The following is a 17,463-nucleotide window of genomic DNA, read 5'->3' on the forward strand; positions in this document are numbered from 1 at the left end:
CTATTATAAGTCAATAAAGGTTGATTTTTCAGAAGAAATTGGAAAAGAGGAATAGCTATAGAATGGGTGTTTCTTTTGTGATAGACTATGGACTATGTTTTCTTTGTAAGGAAGCGGGTTATTGTACTTTTTTATATGTGAAATTGATTTCATAAAAGATGAAATTAAAGAAGGAGAAAGAAATGAAATTGTTACAGAAAAAAGAAATTTTACTTATTAGCCTTATGTTATTCTCTATGTTCTTTGGAGCAGGGAATCTGATATTTCCACCTTTCCTTGGATATGAAGCAGGAGAACATGTTTGGATTTCATTAGTAGGATTTATTATATCAGCAACAGGTCTTCCTATATTAGGTGTTATCTCCATTGCAAAAGCAGGAAGTTTTCAAACGTTAGCGGGTAGGGTTCATTCTTCATTTGCAATTATTTTTCCATGTATCGTGTATGTATTTATTGGACCTGGGCTTGGTATACCACGTGCGGGAAGTTTAGCTTTTGAAATGGGGCCAGGTCAGTTATTCCCTGAAGCAGGAAACGGATTATTATTGTTTTACACAGTTATTTTCTTTAGTATTGTTTACTGGTTAAGTTTATCCCCATCTAAATTAATGGGGTTGTTTGGAAAAGTCTTGACGCCGTTATTATTATGTATGATTGCACTCATTTTTATAAAGAGTATGTTTACAACGGTAGGAGATATGAAAGAACCAATAGGGAACTATGGACAAGCTCCTATGTTTCAAGGGTTTTTAGATGGATATTTAACAATGGATGCGTTAGCTGCTTTAATCTTTGGAATTGTTATTGCAAATGCATTACGTGCAAAGGGTATTGAAGATGATAAAGGTTTAGCGAAATATATGAGTATTGCTGGCATTGGGGCAGGATTATTATTATCGATTATTTATGTCATCCTTGGATATGTGGGGGCAATTAGTGGCTCATTAGGAACATTCGATAACGGTGCGAAAGTGTTAGCACAAGTTATGATTACATTATTTGGACAGGGCGGAGTCGTTTTATTAGGTCTTATTTTTACTATCGCGTGTTTATGTGTTTCAATTGGACTTGTTACGTCTTGTAGTCAATTTTTTGCGAGTGCATTTCCGAAAGTATCTTATAAATTGTGGGCATTTATAGTAAGCGTTGTTAGTATGATTTTAGCTAATTTAGGGTTAACGCAAATTTTAAAAGTATCAGTACCAATTCTTGGATTTATTTATCCAATTGCGTTAACGCTTATTATTCTAGGGGTATTCCATCAGTATATTGGAAAGTATGCATACGTATATGCAGTAACTGTTTTGGTTGTAGCGATATTTAGTGCAATTGATATTTTAAATAAAAATGTAATGATGAATCAGTGGACGTCAGCATTAAAATACATTCCGTTTTATACAGAAGGTGTTGGGTGGATTGTTCCAGCTATTGTAGGCATGTGTCTTGGTTTCATCGTTAGCATTGTTTTAAATAAGAATAACTGAGTAAAAAGGTGTTTTCCGATTTTGGAAGACGCCTTTCTTTTTTTGGAAAAAATACTATTGAAAATGAATAGACTAGGAGTATGATAAAGATAATTGGTAATATATAGGTTTAATGAGAGTTACAAATGAGGGGGGAGCGTATGAAGAAGGATTTGGATAAGAAAATAGAAGCACTCGAAACGGCAATTGAAACAATTCAAGAAGCACTTGCTGAATTAAAAGTAAAGCAAAGGGAAATAGAAGTAGAAAACGCTCAGCAACATGTTAGTAAGAACAAGAAAGAATATATTGAAACGGTAATGGAGGAAAAGCCAAAAGAAGAAATAGTTAAGATAAAAGAGCCTTTGCAAGAACGTCAGGTAAAACAAGTAGATATATCTGCTTTTAAACCAGAGCCATTTAATATTATTAAGTTTTGTCAAACATGGTTACCGCGTGTATTTGTCGGTATTATGTTGCTTGGAGTGATCTGGTTATTTAAAGCAGGGGTAGATGCTGGCTTATTAACACCAGCGATACGAATTGTGTTTGGTATCGTATTATCTATCGGATTGTATTATATAGGAGATATTCAAATTAAAAGAGAGCGGCAGGCGTTAGGGTTAGTATTAGCTGGAGGAAGTATTACCGGGATTGTTCTAACAACGTTTGCAGCACATTATTTATATGGATTTATTCCGGCAAGTGTCGCGTTTCTCTGTAATATTGCATGGGTTATTTTAGGTATTTATTTAGCGAAAAGATATCAATCGGAATATCTCACTATTTTCGTAGCGGTCGGAGCGTTCTTCGTACCATTCTTGTTAAATAGTACGACTCCTAATCCTTATATTTTCTTTGGATATGAGACAGTATTAACACTTAGTTTATTATGGTATGCGTTGAAAAATCGTTATAAATACTTATATATGATTTCTTACGCTGTTGCTGCCATTGTCCTTTTCGTTTTCTTTGCTGTTATGTCAATGTTAGTAGAGAACTTGCAAGTACAGTTAACGATTGTATATGGTTTGATTCATTTACTATTATTTTGGCATATGTTTACGGAGAGAAGTTTTATACTAGAACCACGTTTGGCGATATTTAGTGCAAATGCAGTGTTCTTTATACTAGCTATTTCAAAAATACCTGATTTTACAACATGGGGATTAATTATTAGTGCAATCGTGCATGCCGCTATGTTCGTATTTGAATATAGGAAAAATAGACATTCTACATTTACAAATCTCTTATTTAGTTTCGCAATGGGAGCATTTAGTTTAGCAATTTTATATGAGTATAGTTTAGTGAATGCAGCGATTGTACTATTATTACAAGGTTTCCTCGGCATGGTCACTTCTATTAAAGTAAAACAACAGATAAAATTGTATGTTAGTGCGACGGTTTACGCAATTGGAATGATACAGACTATTTTTAGCCCGTTTGATCAATTTATTTCGGCAGGCTTTGTTGCTCATCTTATTTTAATAGGAACGTTCTATTATTGCATGAGAGAAGCGAAAGAAGTATTAGCGAGCTTCGGCAAATATATGTATTCTATAGTGCTCTATTGGTTTATGATAATTGTATTTATTACAATTACGAGAATCGGTGAAGTTTTATCTACAGATGGAAGCGTAATTAGTGTATCAGTATCGTTATTATGGATGGTATATGCATTATTTGCGGTTTGGTTTGGAAGAAATAGAAATATGAATGAAATATTATATGCTGGTTTAGTCGTTTTAGTCGTAACGGTAGGGAAGTTATTCTTACTTGACTTACCAGAGGTATCGATGATGATTAGGGCAGTGTTATTCCTAATCGTCGGTAGTATAGGTATCGTTATTTCAAGAATGTTTTTCTCGAAGGAAGAGAAGTGAGAAGAAGGCAATCCATGTATGGATTGCCTTTTTTATTATTTCTTATTAATTGTTACAGTTTCATTATATTTCGTTGTTGTATTTTGGCGTAGACGAAGCGTTGCTTGTCCAATTGTATTTGAATCAATCTGTACATTTACAACTTTCTCAGCAGAGCCTAAGCTGTTTGTTGTGAAAGAAAATGCACTGCTATATCCAAAAGTAGATGGCCAAGTGCCGTTTGCATTTTGTACTTTAGCCACTTGTGTTCCTCCAGTAGTGAAGATACCTAAAGAATAGTTGTTATAAGTTGTATTAGGTAGTAAGTTGTTTACTTGAATCTTCATTTGGAAAATTTCATTGTTTGGTAGAATGCTAGGGTGTGTAACGACGTAGTCGCTTGTTGTTACCGCACCATTATAACCGTATGAACCTGGTTTGAAAGTATTTGTATTAAACCATTGATAACCTGCATTTGGTGCACCCCAAGGTTCAGGTTGTGGTTCTGTTGATAAGCTTGGCTGTTCAAATGTCTGTAGAGCTGTAGGTGAATCAAGTTGTAAACCATTTACTTGATCTAAACTTGTAAATGTCTCTTTATTCGATAACCAATTTACGATGTTTTCTAATAAGATAGCATCGTTTTCTTCTTTATAACCATCGTAAGTTTTCTTTGTTTGGCCAGAATCTTCACGAACGTACTTTGGCGTAGCATCTTCAACAGGAGAAGAGTCACCAATAAAGGCAGCTTTTCCAAGTCCTACTTTTGCAATTGCAGCATATGGGCCTTCTGCAATACCACCGCCATTATAAACGCCACTATCAACAGCGTTATTCCATTTTGATGGATTTTCTGGAAGGTAAACAAGTCCTTTTGCTAGTTTTGGGTTTGTAATTGCTAGAGTAGAACCAGCATGCATTGCTACAGACGAAACACCTTTTGTAATTCCGAAAGATTGTTCAGGTGATACAATTGTTTTCGCTGAAACATCACCAAGTGCATTGTAGCGGAAGCGAATACCGAAGTTGTCAGAGAGCCAATCAGAGCTTTCTACTCCTTGCATAGCTTGTGAATTTGCTTCTTCATTAGACATTCCTTTTGCTGGATTATCCCAAGCACCGCGTCTATATCCATTAAATACTTCAGAAGAGTCCCAGCGATTTTTATTACGATCTGCATTGTAATGATCAGCAATAAAGAAGATACTACCACCATTTTTTACATATTGTAACATAGCGTCCTGCTCAGATTTTTTGTAAGGAATATTAGCTTCTGGGACGATAAATACATTGTAATCTTTTAAATCTTCGTACGTAATAGGTGTTGATTTACGAAGTTCCTTTACGTGATATCCGTTTTTTGCAATGCCGTTTCCGAAGTCAGAAAAGCCGCCGTCAATAACCCAGTCAGCTGTCCCAGCAGTTTGACCGTGTGTATTATCAAATAATACTTTCTTCCCATTGTTTTGATTTACAACTTTTGCAGCAATTTCAGGAGCTGGGTCTACAGAGCTTTCGGCATAAGTAGACGGTATGAACGAGGTCCCTATACTTAGTGTAATTGCTGTTGCTAAAGAAAATGTAATCCATTTTTTATTCTTCATAGAAGAATCCCCCTAATAATAAATATATGTGCTTTAATAATGTAATTTATTTTTCTGTAAAAATAAAGACGGAAAACATAAAAAATATTAAAAAATTGTAAAAATACCGTGAATTTTGTTGAGAAATATTTATATAGATATAAAAACATCCCTTCCAAGTAATAAGGAAGGGATGTTTTGCTTAACTAATTTTTGAGTTAGGTGTTTCATCAATCTTATGAAACCCTTTCATGTAATATACGATTGCTAAGCCGATAAGCCAAATTGGGCCGACAATCAATGCAATTCGTGTATCTTCTGAATACGCCATTATACATAAGACTAGTGCAAGGAAGGCAAGTGAGAAATATGAGCTTAATGGGTATAAAGGCATTTTATATGATAACTTTTGTTTATTTTGAGTAGGCAAGCTTTTACGGAATTTAATTTGAGCGACTAATATAATGCCCCAAGTCCAAATTGCACCGAAAGTTGAAATGCTAGTAAGCCATGTAAATACCTTTGCAGGTACAAGATAGTTTAATATAACACCAATTAGTAAAACGATAGCAGTTGCTACAATTCCTTGGCTTGGAATGCCATTTTTATTTAAACGACCAAATCTTTCAGGAGCTTTTTTCTGCTGAGCTAATGTATATAGCATACGGCCTGTACTAAATAAACCACCGTTACAAGAAGAAAGAGCTGCTGTTAATACGACAAAGTTAATAATACCTGCTGCTTTTGCGATACCAATTTGCTGGAATGTTAATACAAATGGACTGCCTTTCTCACCAAGTTCGTTCCATGGATAAATTGCCATCATAACGAATAATGCCCCAACGTAAAAGAGTAGAATTCTCCAAAATACGTTATCAATTGCCTTTGCGAGTGTTTTCTTCGGATTTTGAGCCTCACCAGCTGTAACACCGATTAATTCAACGCCTAAATAAGCGAATAGTACCATCTGCATGGAGAGTAGTAACCCAGAAAATCCATTTGGGAACCAGCCACCATGTGACCAAAGATTTGAAATACCAGTAGCGATACCACCGTTTCCGAATCCGAATAAAATAATACCAGCTCCGACCACTATCATACAGATAATTGTGACAATTTTAATGAGAGCAAACCAAAACTCAAGTTCTCCAAATACTTTTACCGATAAGAAGTTAAAAGCGCTCATTAATAATAGAGCAAGTAATGCCCAAGTCCAGCGCGGGATATCAGGGAACCAGTACTGCATGTAAATGCCAGCTGCTGTAATTTCAGCCATACAAGTAACAACCCATAAGAACCAGTAATTCCAACCAGTAATATAACCAGCGAGTGGTCCAATATAATCATATGCATATTTACTAAAAGAACCAGCAACAGGTTGTTCAATTGCCATTTCCCCAAGCGCTCGCATAATGAAAAAAATAACGAGACCGGCAATCATATAGCCTAGCAAAATAGAAGGACCGGCTAGTTTAATGGCGGAAGCGGATCCTAAAAATAGCCCAACGCCAATAGCTGAGCCCAGTGACATTAAAGTAATATGTCGTTCTTTTAAACCACGATTTAAAGTTCCAGATTTGTTTGTGTGATGCATAAGAAGAATCCCCCTTGTAGAGTGAACGATATTTGAATGCGTTTACTAAATATTTAACTATTTCAAATTATAAAACATTTCTATCTGTTATGCTACAAAAATAATCATAATGAACTGTACTACATCTGTACTTGTCAGACTTAAACTTAAAATTCGAACTATTAGGGAATATATTGACTCTTCTTTTTATTGATTGTTAAGATTAAGTATTATAATTTCTCACATACTAGTAAGAAAAAGAATGTGTGATAATAATTCAGGTGTAGGAAGGGTACATAAGCATGTTTCAATTACAAAAATATAACACTTCTGTGAAGCAAGAGTTTTTAGCTGGCATCACAACTTTTTTTACATTTGCGTATATTCTTGTCATCAATCCAAAAATATTATCTGATGCAGGTGTACCATTTGACCAAGCGTTTACAGCAACAATTATTGCAACCGTTGTTGGAACAGTAGGTATGGCGATTTTCGCGAATTACCCAATTGTTATTGCTCCAGCTATGGGAATGAATGCATATTTTGCTTATTCTGTTGTACAGAAGGCAGAAGGGATTACATATGTAGTTGCCTTTTCAGCTGTATTTGTAACGGGGATTATTTTTCTTTTATTATCTTTTACTTCGTTTAGGCAAAAGTTAATTTTAGCAATTCCTGATAGTTTAAAGCATGCAATTGCAGGTGGAATTGGACTATTTATTGCTTTTATTGGATTGCGCCTTTCTGGAATTATCGTGGATCATCCGTCTAATTTAGTTACGATTGGTGATTTTCATTCTCCAGCTGTTATTTTAACTTTAATTGGTTTAATATTAGCGGCGGTATTAATGACATTGCGTGTGAGCGGTGCATTATTTATTAGTATGATTGTGACAGGAATTATTGCCTTCTTTACAGGGCAATTGAAGTTTGCTGATAAAATTGTGGCGATGCCTCATTTACCAGAGGGTATCATCGTTTCAAACCCAATCAATGCCTTTTCAGATGTAATTGAATACGGATTATACGGCGTTGTATTTTCATTTTTACTTGTACTTTTATTCGATACAACAGGTGCATTACTCGGTTTAATTAAACAAGCAGGTTTAATTACAGACAATACAGAGAAGCGTTTTGGTAAAGCGTTTATTGCAGATGCAATTGGCGGGACTACAGGTTCTATCTTTGGAACAAGCCCAACAGCAGCGACGATTGAATCATCAGCAGGTATTGCTGCAGGTGGTAAAACTGGATTAACAGGGATTGTAGTTGTTGGTCTAACAATTATAACGGCATTTTTTAGTCCTGTTATTGCTTCTCTATCAAGTGTAGCCGCTATTACAGCTCCTTCATTAATTATAGTAGGTAGTTTAATGGCGCAAAGCATTCGAGATATTAATTGGAATGAATTTGAAGATGCGTTACCAGCATTTTTAATTTTTATAGGTATTCCGTTAACATCTAGTATTGCAAATGGAATCGCAATTGGATTTTTAGTATATCCAGTCTTGAAAATTGTGAAGGGTAAAGGGATGGAAGTACATCCATTACTATACTTATTTGCATTCTTATTTGGATGTCATTTATTCTTATAATATAAATATAGGAGAGGGCCTTCTTATGGGAGGCTCCCTTTTTGTGTATAATAAAGTGAAACTATAGGCAGTAGCGGATGTCCTCACTGTGTATTAGCCCACACCAATCGGGATAAGATGAAAACTTAATTGGTTTCGTAAAATATAAATTACGTAATGGAATATATATGTTACAATAAGGGTGAAGGAGGAACATGAATGGCTGTAAGTAAAATAAAAGTCGCGCGTGTTCAGTTAGATTTAACACAGCAACAATTAGCAGAAAAAGTAGGCGTTACAAGGCAAACGATTAGTTTAATTGAGAAGGGGAAATACAATCCATCTTTAGATTTATGTTTAAAAATTTGTTATGCAGTAGATAAAACGTTGAATGATTTGTTTTGGGAGGAAAAGGAGTGGTAGGATGAAAATCGTGAAAGATGAACGTTTAATGATTGAAGGGTTAAAACATATTAGATTAGCTTTCATCTTACAAAATATCGTCATACTAGCTATCGTCTTTTACCGCTATGTCTTGCAAGGGGCAGGATATGAAAGTGTTTCGGATTTATTAATGGTATTTATGGGCGGGATAATAATTATTAACTTTTTAAATCTGAAAAATTCAGTGGAAGTGTATGAGCATACGGGCGGAGTGTCGCGTCGTTATTTTATGAAGCTATTATTCATTCCGGTGGGTATTATTATTGGGATTTTAGCTATTTGTATCGTTGTAACACCAGATATTTCGATAAAGGAAATTAGTATGACAGGACTTATTATGTTTGCTTGTTTTTTAGTTCCTAGTTTGTTTATATACATATATATGAAAAAAATAAAAAGAGAAGATTGAAATATAAGAAAGGCTTTCCCGTATTGAGGAAAGCTTTTCTTATATCTTTTTATACAAAACTTTATGAAGGCCAATTGGTTTAATTTCAAAAATTTCACCATGCTCCTGAAAGCCTAATCGCTTGTAATAGTCAGTTACAGTAATTCGGCCATTACACCATAACATATTTGCTTGACGCTCTTGTAAGATTTGTTCTGCATTCTGAATTAAGGAGCTTCCAGCGTGGTTGTTTCGAAACTCAGGTAATGTGGCCATTCCTCGTAGACGATAATGAATACCGGCTGGTAGGTCAGGGTATATTTCTTTTGAGAAGGAAGCGATACTAATTAGTTCATCGTTTATAAATGCGCCTAAGTGGAAGGTGTCTGTTTCATAATCGGAAGGATATTTACAATCTGCTAATGTTTGATTGGGGCGTAAAATTTTTTGACGTAATACGTAAGTTTCAGATCCCTCAATATTTTTCACGATAATCATATTAACATCCTTTCTTATAAGGCCTTTTCTGTTAATTGTATAAAGAAATAAGCAGGTGCGGCGAGAAGTCCGAGTATGCTAGCAGTTCCGAGAAGGAGTGAAAGTAGGAGGCAAGAATATTTTATTCCATTCGATTTTTTCCATCCGTAACTACAAATCTCAATACTAACACCGATGAGAATAATGGCAACGAGTATTTCTGCTAATAATAAAAGAGCTAAAGTTACAATAGACATAATGTGATCCATCCTCATAATATGTGATAGTAACATTTTACCATATGAAGTTAAAAAAATGCCCCTCAATTATGTGAGGGGCATTTTTTTACTCTAATATGTTTTTTAGTGTATCGATATGTTCTTTTGAACCTGTTACAAGTAATGTGTCACCGTGTTGTAGTCTTGTATCACCATGTGGTATTAATGCTTTGTTACCGCGGTAGATTTGAATGACAAGTACATCACCTAAAAACGGGAGGCGGCGAAGCGCAACGCCGTTATATTTATTGCTGCGCAGTTCAACTTCACGTACTGTTTCGTTTGCTGTTGTAATTAAGCGAACGAGACTAGGTTTATCAATAAGTGCACGTAATAAAATACGTGTAGAGTTAATTGTTGAGAATACAGCGATATGTTCTTGCGTTGCTTTTTCTTGTAGAAGTGGATCTTCTACACTTGCAATAACATGTTCAACACCTAGCTCTTTTGCATGTTCTGCCAATAATAAGTTTTGTTCATCATCGCTTGTTGCAACAACGACGCGATCTGCATCAAATGCTGTTTGTTCAGTTAATGATGCGATTGTGATGTCATCTAATTTCACGATAGGGAAGTCATGTGATTTCGCTTCTTCATCATTTATTTTGTTTTGACGCATCATATATAGCGTTACGTCATAATCTTCTCGTTTTAAATCTAGTGATAACGGAAGGGTAATTCTGCTCGCGCCAATAATAGCTACTTTTGGTTTTGGTGTTTCTACTTTTGGGAACATTTTTTTAAACAATATAGGTGCAAAAATACAAGTAATAACTGCGCTTAAAATAAGAGAGGCAGATAAACTTGGACTGATGATCTCCAGTTTTTCACCAATTTGTGCAGCCGCAATAACTAAAGAAAGTGTCGATGTTAATAAGATTGCACTTCCAAGTACGATATTACGTGGATACCATTTTCTTAAGACGAGTGATGGTAAGAGTTTCGAAATAAAGAGTCCTACAATTAAGATTGGAATCATTAGCATGCTAGAAGGTTCTTTGAAAATAGACCACACCTCTAGATTTACACCAACCATTACGAAGAAAATAGGGATGAAGAAACCATAGCCGATAGAATCAAGTTTTTCCACCATATCTTCATTTGGTGATAATAACGATACAAGTACACCTGCTAAGAAGGCACCTAAAATATTTTCTGCTCCAACAGATTCCGATAACCCAACTAAGATTAAAATGAGTGCAAAAACAGCTCGTGTATCAATTTGTACACTACCAGCTTTTAAACTATCTAAGTATGGAATGTTTTTAAAGCGTTTTGCAATAAAGTAAATGACAATACCGGCACCGAATAGAATAAGTAAGAGCCACATACTTTGACCGCTTTCGGAATTTAATCCGACGAAAACAGCGAGTAAAATCATTGTAACTAAGTCTGCAATAACAGCAACTAATAAAATGATTTGTCCGATTGCAGTTTTTCCTAGGTTGTTTTCTTTTAATGTTGGTACAACAACACCTAAAGAAATAGTTGAAATAATTAAAGTCATGAACATTGCATTATCTACAAATCCTAGCCATACGAATAGTAATGATAGGGCATAAGATAAGATGAAAATAAATAAGAAGATAATGCTTGCTACTTGAAATGTATTTGGCTCGTTTGTCGTATTTTTTTTCCCTTTTTGTTTAAAGATAGAAAAATCAATTTCTAAACCGCTTAAGAACATGAGGAAGATAAATCCTAATGTTGATAAAACTTGAAGCCATATATCTGGCTCAATAATATTAAACCCACTTTTACCTACAAAGATTCCTGCAATAATTTCTGCAACGACAACAGGAAGTGCTTTTAATTTAAAGCGTTGTAACAAAAGGGGAACGAAAAACGCGATTGCAACGACAACCATAAGTGATAGAACAGAAGTATGATGTTCCATTGCGTTCTCTCCCTTCAAATAAATATAGTACCTATTTAGCCATATAATAGGTAGAAAAGCAACGCATATGGATTCGATTTCATAAAGAAAGATTTTTCTTAACATTTGTCATAATAAGTATATTTTTCATGATTCTGTTGTTAATTCCGTAATGTGGATGTAATAGGGGAGGGGATAAAAAAAGACTGCTGAGGAATCTCAGCAGTCTTTTTCATGTACATTACATTGAGAAGAAGATCCATACAGTTAAACCAACTGTTGCAGTTGCAACGAAGAAACTGTATATCATTGTAAGAATTTGAACTCTTCCTTCTCCTTCTTTTAAATGCATGAACATAATTAATTGTAACAATGCTTGCGCAACAGCCATTATGATAATAGTTGTTAAGACTGTTGAAAGTGGCAATGTTGTGTAAAGTGCCACGTATAACGCTAGAAACGTTAATGCAAGCGATAAAATAAATCCGAAAACGTGTGACCAAGGGAATCCGCTATGCGCATGCCCGTTTGCTTGATTGTTGTTTTGAGCCATTTACGCCACCATCCCGTTCAAGTAAACTAGTGTGTAAATAAAGACCCAAACTAGATCAAGGAAATGCCAGTATAAGCTGATAATGAATACTTTACGAGCTGTAACTGGTGTTAAACCTCGTTTTAAAATTTGGATAATAACACAAGTTGCCCAAATGATACCGCCTGTTACGTGAGCTCCGTGCGTTCCAAGAAGAACGAAGAATCCAGATAAGAAAGCACTTGTTTGAATTGTTGCGCCTTCACCAATGTACATAATGAACTCTTCGATCTCAAAGAATAGGAAACCTGCACCTAAAAGTAATGTAAGGACGAACCATCCAAGCATCGCTTTTTGGTTATGCTTACGCATTTCATGAATTACGATACCGCATGTAAAACTACTTGTTAAAAGTAGTAATGTTTGAATTAAAAGCGTTTTAAGTTCAAACAATTGCGCTGGTGTTGGGCCATCTGCCGTACGACCAGCAAGGACTAGATAAGAGGCGAAAAGTGTTGCGAACAGCATAATTTCAGCCCCAAGAAAAATCCAGAATCCTAGGATATTCAATCTGCTTTGTTCGGATTGATATTCCAAAGGTAAGCTTTTATCTAAAGCCGCCATGTCATTTCACCTCTCATGCTATATGTTCTGTTTTTTTAATTTCATCAACACTGATATAGTAACCTTCATCATAATCGAATGAACGATAGATTAAGCAAGCTAAAATACCAACTCCACCGATTGCTGCAAGCCAGAACCAGCTAAATACTAATGCGAAACCTGCAAGACCGAAGAATCCAGACGCAATAATAGGCACACCAGAGTTACTTGGCATGTGAATTGGTTTGATATCTTCTGCTGCTGGTGTAACTGTTTCTCCGCGTTTTTTCATGTACCAGAAAGCATCAGCTTCTTTAATTTCAGGAAGCTTCGCGAAGTTGTAATGTTGTACAGGAGAGTGAGTTGCCCATTCAAGTGTACGACCATCCCATGGATCTCCAGTTGTGTCACGTTCACCGTGACGTGCACTCCAAATTACGTTGTAGCAAAGAAGTAGGAAGCCGATACCCATCATTACCGCACCAACAGATGCGATTTGGTTTAGCCATCCCCATCCAAGACTTTCAGAGTAAGTGTACATACGACGAGTCATACCGTCTAAACCTAAGAAGTACATTGGGAAGAAACAGATGTTGAATCCGCTCATAAAGATCCAGAATGTCCATTTACCTAGGCGTTCATTTAACATATGACCAGTCATTTTTGGATACCAGAATGTGAATCCAGCAAGCATAGCGAATACTGTACCTGCGATTAATACGTAGTGGAAGTGAGCGATTAGGAAGTAGCTGTTATGGTATTGATAATCAGCAGCTGCCATTCCAAGCATAACCCCTGTAACCCCACCGACTACGAAGTTTGGAATAAATGCCAATGACCAAAGCATTGGAACTGTAAAACGGATACGTCCTTTATACAGTGTAAACAACCAGTTAAAGATCTTAACACCGGTTGGAATCGAAATCGCCATTGTCGAAATCGAGAAGAATGAGTTAACCGCTGGACCTGCACCCATCGTGAAGAAGTGGTGAAGCCATACGACGAAACTTAGTAAAGAAATTGCAACCATTGAGTATACCATCGCACTGTAACCGAATAGACGCTTACGTGAGAATGTACTAATGATTTCAGAGAAAATACCGAATGCCGGTAAAATAACGATATATACTTCAGGGTGACCCCATACCCAGAACAGGTTGGCCCATAACATCGGCATACCGCCGCTCGCCATCGTAAAGAAGTGAGCATCGAATAGACGGTCAAATGTCATTAATGCAAGAGCAACTGTTAATACTGGGAAAGCGAAAATAATGATAATTGTTGTAATTAAGATTGACCAAGTAAACATTGGCATTCTCATTAAAGTCATACCAGGTGTACGCATTTTTAAGATAGTAACAAGGAAGTTAATACCGGTCATTAGCGTACCGAGACCTGAAATCTGTAATGCAATTGCGTAGTAGTTATTTCCTACGCCTGAAGTAAACTCTGTACCTGCCATTGGGAAGTAAGAAGTCCACCCAGCGTCTGGAGAACCACCGATTACGAAAGCGATGTTGAATAACATTGCTCCGACAAAGAATAACCAGAAACTTAAAGCATTTAAGAACGGATATGCAACATCACGAGCACCAATTTGTAATGGTACTACAAGGTTCATTAATCCCATAACGAATGGCATTGCCATGAAAAGAATCATTACTGTACCATGCGTTGTAAAGATTCCGTTATAGTGTTCAGCGTTTAAATAAGTTGTTTCTGGGAATGTTAACTGTGCACGGATCATTAAACCATCCATACCACCACGGAATAACATGATAACCGCAGAAATAATATACATGGCTCCGATTTTTTTATGGTCAACAGTTGTCAACCATTCGTCCCAAAGCCATTTCCATTTTTTATACTTTGTTAGTACGAAAATGATTGCTAATGTCACAAGAACGATAGAAGCGTCTGCACCGTAAATAATCGGGTCACCTGTGACAAAGAATTCATCAAGCTTCACTGTGTTCACTCCAATCTGTTGGAATAATAGCTATTATTTTTTGTTTTTGTAGTAGTTGTAATCACAATATTCAAGTGATTTTGGATCTACATAACTTAAGTGGTGACTAGAGAACGTCATGCGTCCAACTACACCAGGTTTAATAATTTCGTTGTATTTCTGTTCTGTTAACTTATCAGCAGTTTGTTGTACTTCTTTAACCCACTTGTCATATTTCTCTTTAGTTTTCGCTTCAACTTCGAACTCCATGTGAGTGAATCCTTCACCAGAGAAGTTCGCACTACGACCTAGGTAAGAACCTGGCTTATCAGCTTGTAAATAAAGATCCATAATCATGCCATCCATTGTGTACTTCATACCACCAAGTTCTGGTACCCAGAAAGCATTCATTGGGCCGACAGAAGTCAGTTTGAATTGAATTGGTACACCAGCTGGGATGTTTAAATAGTTAACGGTTTCAATTTTTTCCTCTGGGTAACTGAATAACCATTTCCAGTTTGCAGATGTAACATAAATTTCAACTGGTTTAATATGTTTGGACTCTTTCGGAACCTCTTCCGAAGCATAAGTTGCTTTTACTGTTGGAATCGATAATGCGATAACGATAATAACAGGAACAAGCGTCCAAATAATTTCTAGTAATGTGTTACCGTGTTGTTCAGGTGGCTCATAGTCCATATTCTCTGGTTTTTCACGATAACGAATCAAGATGACTGTAAACAGAATGAATACAATTGCGATAATTAATGACATAAGCAAGAATGACCAAACAATTAAATCATACTGTGCTTTTGCAACAGGTCCTTGCGGATTTAATACTGCGAGTTTTTTATCACAGCCACCGAGGAACAGAAGTAATGATAACGGAAGAAGCGAAGCCAACTTCCAAAACGCTTTCTTTAGTTGCACGATTGAAAATCTCCTTTCTCCTTGGATTGAAACTATGCCAATAAAACAATATAAACCTATTAATTTATAGAAGGCAATAGTTTTTGATATATTGTTAAAAAATAGACACAAATGCACACTTTTTAAGGTGAATATCATTTGTAACTTGATTACATTGTAAACTATTTTCCAGAGAAAAACGTGATTGTGAAAATTTTAAGATAAATAAAGTTATACCAGGATATCCAAGAAATAGAAAAAAGCTATCTTATTATAAGAAAGATAGCTGAATATTTTGTATATTTAGTTTATTTCTCGTGTGACAGTTCGTGGCTGTTCAAGTGTGACAATTTTTTTATATTTAACTTGGTATAAAATGTAACAAATAATCATAAATGGAATGCCGCAATAAAGAGCAATTCTTTGATCTGGAATGAAAGCCAAACTAACAAATGTAATGAAATTGAGCGAGAACGCTACGATTGGAACGAGTGGATAGAGCGGTGTACGATATTTTAAATCATTTATGTCGCCACCATTTTTCACGAAATTTCTACGGAAGAAAAACTGTGAAGCGGCGATTGACATCCAAACTACAACGGCGGCCATTGCTGCAATAGATGTTAAAACTAGAAAGACAGTATCTGCCGCAAATACACTTGTTAGTAAGGACAGGCTAGCGAAAATTAGGCTGAAAATTAATGCATTTAGCGGTACACCTTTTTTAGTTAATTTCGTAAATGCTGGACTTGCCATTCCTTGTTTTGCCATCGCCCACAGCATACGAGAATTTGCGTATAGACCAGAGTTAGCAACGGATAATACAGCTGTAATAATAACAAAGTTCATAATGTCTGCTGCATATGGGACACCGGCTACATCAAATACAAGTACAAAGGGACTTTCAACTAGATTAGCCTCTTGCCATGGGAGTAAACCTACAACAACTGATATCGCTAAGACGAAGAAGAAGAGAGTTCGCCAAATTGTATTTTTTATTGCTTTTGGAATTGTTTTTTCAGGATTTTCACTTTCTCCTGAAGCGATTCCAATTAATTCTGTTCCTTGGAAGGAGTAATTTACTGTAATCATCGTAAGAAGAACAGCTAATGCACCGTTGGGAAATAGCCCGCCATTTTCAGTGAAATTATGAAGCATTGGAGCTGGCTTTCCATTAAAGTCTAGTAGACCGAACATAACAGCGCCACCAAGCACGATGAAAATGACAATTGTCGCGACTTTTACACTTGCGAACCAAAACTCTGCTTCTGCATATGCTTTTGCTGATAAAGCGTTTACGAGGAAGAGTGCTGCTGCAAATGTAACGCACCAAATCCAGGAAGAAACTTCTGGAAACCAGCGTTTCATTAAAATACTTACAGTTGTTAACTCTACGCCAACTGTAACAGCCCAATTTAACCAATACATCCAACCGACAACAAATCCAAAACCAGGTGAAATGAATTTGCTTGCATAACTTTGGAATGAACCTGCTTCTGGCATAGCAACGGATAATTCACCAAGACATAACATCGTTAAATACATAACAAATCCACCGACTAAAAATGCAAGAATAGCACCACCAGGTCCGGCATTATGGACGATTTGACCAGATCCCATAAATAGCCCGGTTCCGATAACACCGCCGAGTGCAATCATAAATAGGTGTCTACTTTTCATTGTTCGTTTTAAATCTGTTTGTTCAATTTGTTGATTCATATGCCCCTCACCCCGTATTTTTTTGAATGTGTAAACTTCGTTTTATTCTGAGTTTTTAATCATTAGTGGGGGATGCAAAACACACTCGGTTTATTTGCTATGAAATGAATGGAGTATGTAAAAAACGAACTATGACTAAATACTCTAAGAATGTTTGTTAACATGGTGATATCTTCACTATGTTAACAATTTTGATTTTAGCAAAATATTCTGTAAATGTATATTTATTTTTCT

15 protein-coding genes are annotated in these 17,463 nt (G+C 36.0%); 5 read left to right on the plus strand and 10 right to left on the minus strand.

What is annotated here, in order from left to right; all coding sequences use genetic code 11:
• The first annotated feature begins 182 nt into the window (after positions 1-182).
• Both brnQ1 and ABWK52_RS11225 read left to right on the plus strand, forming a co-directional pair.
• Positions 183-1,484: a branched-chain amino acid transport system II carrier protein BrnQ1 gene (gene brnQ1 / locus ABWK52_RS11220; RefSeq protein ID WP_218272645.1), complete on the plus strand. Its 1,302-nt coding sequence runs from the start codon at positions 183-185 to the stop codon at positions 1,482-1,484.
• A 140-nt stretch (positions 1,485-1,624) separates the two neighbouring features.
• Entirely contained in the window at positions 1,625-3,346 is a 1,722-nt protein-coding gene (locus ABWK52_RS11225; protein WP_098541052.1) for a DUF2339 domain-containing protein, read from the plus strand.
• A 35-nt stretch (positions 3,347-3,381) separates the two neighbouring features.
• On the opposite strand, the gene ABWK52_RS11230 is transcribed toward ABWK52_RS11225, so the two are convergent.
• Entirely contained in the window at positions 3,382-4,929 is a 1,548-nt protein-coding gene (locus ABWK52_RS11230) for a DNA-binding protein (protein WP_000791508.1), read from the minus strand.
• Positions 4,930-5,110: 181 nt separating this feature from the next.
• A complete protein-coding gene (locus tag ABWK52_RS11235) occupies positions 5,111-6,502 on the minus strand; it encodes an amino acid permease (RefSeq protein WP_097995032.1) in 1,392 nt (463 codons plus the stop codon).
• 281 nt (positions 6,503-6,783) lie between these two features.
• Between ABWK52_RS11235 and ABWK52_RS11240 the strand changes: the two genes are divergently transcribed.
• From ABWK52_RS11240 to ABWK52_RS11250, 3 genes are all read left to right on the plus strand, one after another.
• Complete coding sequence (locus ABWK52_RS11240; RefSeq protein WP_000487191.1) at positions 6,784-8,076, plus strand: NCS2 family permease; 1,293 nt, start codon at positions 6,784-6,786, stop codon at positions 8,074-8,076.
• Between the two features lie 198 nt (positions 8,077-8,274).
• Positions 8,275-8,478: a helix-turn-helix transcriptional regulator gene (locus ABWK52_RS11245; RefSeq protein ID WP_000301183.1), complete on the plus strand. Its 204-nt coding sequence runs from the start codon at positions 8,275-8,277 to the stop codon at positions 8,476-8,478.
• 1 nt (position 8,479) lies between these two features.
• Entirely contained in the window at positions 8,480-8,908 is a 429-nt protein-coding gene (locus tag ABWK52_RS11250; RefSeq protein WP_000706629.1) for a hypothetical protein, read from the plus strand.
• A 39-nt stretch (positions 8,909-8,947) separates the two neighbouring features.
• Here ABWK52_RS11250 and ABWK52_RS11255 read toward each other — a convergent pair whose 3' ends face one another.
• From ABWK52_RS11255 to ABWK52_RS11290, 8 genes are all read right to left on the minus strand, one after another.
• Positions 8,948-9,385 carry a GNAT family N-acetyltransferase gene (locus ABWK52_RS11255; RefSeq protein WP_000587681.1) on the minus strand — a complete coding sequence of 146 codons (438 nt, stop codon included), beginning with the start codon at positions 9,383-9,385 and terminating at the stop codon, positions 8,948-8,950.
• A gap of 14 nt (positions 9,386-9,399) precedes the next feature.
• A complete protein-coding gene (locus ABWK52_RS11260) occupies positions 9,400-9,657 on the minus strand; it encodes a DUF4022 family protein (protein WP_044129536.1) in 258 nt (85 codons plus the stop codon).
• Positions 9,658-9,709: 52 nt separating this feature from the next.
• Positions 9,710-11,539, minus strand: a complete 1,830-nt coding sequence (locus ABWK52_RS11265) for a monovalent cation:proton antiporter family protein (protein ID WP_000399972.1) — start codon at positions 11,537-11,539, stop codon at positions 9,710-9,712.
• Between the two features lie 220 nt (positions 11,540-11,759).
• Entirely contained in the window at positions 11,760-12,071 is a 312-nt protein-coding gene (gene qoxD / locus ABWK52_RS11270; RefSeq protein WP_000068425.1) for a cytochrome aa3 quinol oxidase subunit IV, read from the minus strand.
• A complete protein-coding gene (gene qoxC, locus ABWK52_RS11275; RefSeq protein ID WP_000729318.1) occupies positions 12,072-12,674 on the minus strand; it encodes a cytochrome aa3 quinol oxidase subunit III in 603 nt (200 codons plus the stop codon). It lies immediately after the preceding gene.
• Between the two features lie 13 nt (positions 12,675-12,687).
• Positions 12,688-14,622: a cytochrome aa3 quinol oxidase subunit I gene (qoxB, locus tag ABWK52_RS11280; protein WP_000762367.1), complete on the minus strand. Its 1,935-nt coding sequence runs from the start codon at positions 14,620-14,622 to the stop codon at positions 12,688-12,690.
• Between the two features lie 33 nt (positions 14,623-14,655).
• On the minus strand, positions 14,656-15,531 hold the full coding sequence (locus ABWK52_RS11285) for a cytochrome aa3 quinol oxidase subunit II (RefSeq protein ID WP_001176166.1): 876 nt from the start codon (positions 15,529-15,531) through the stop codon (positions 14,656-14,658).
• 282 nt (positions 15,532-15,813) lie between these two features.
• On the minus strand, positions 15,814-17,229 hold the full coding sequence (locus ABWK52_RS11290) for an amino acid permease (protein WP_087964873.1): 1,416 nt from the start codon (positions 17,227-17,229) through the stop codon (positions 15,814-15,816).
• Positions 17,230-17,463: the final 234 nt, after the last annotated feature.

Origin of the sequence: Bacillus sp. AP50 (genome assembly GCF_040492675.1) — a bacterium.
Classification (GTDB): Bacteria; Bacillota; Bacilli; order Bacillales; family Bacillaceae_G; genus Bacillus_A; species Bacillus_A cereus.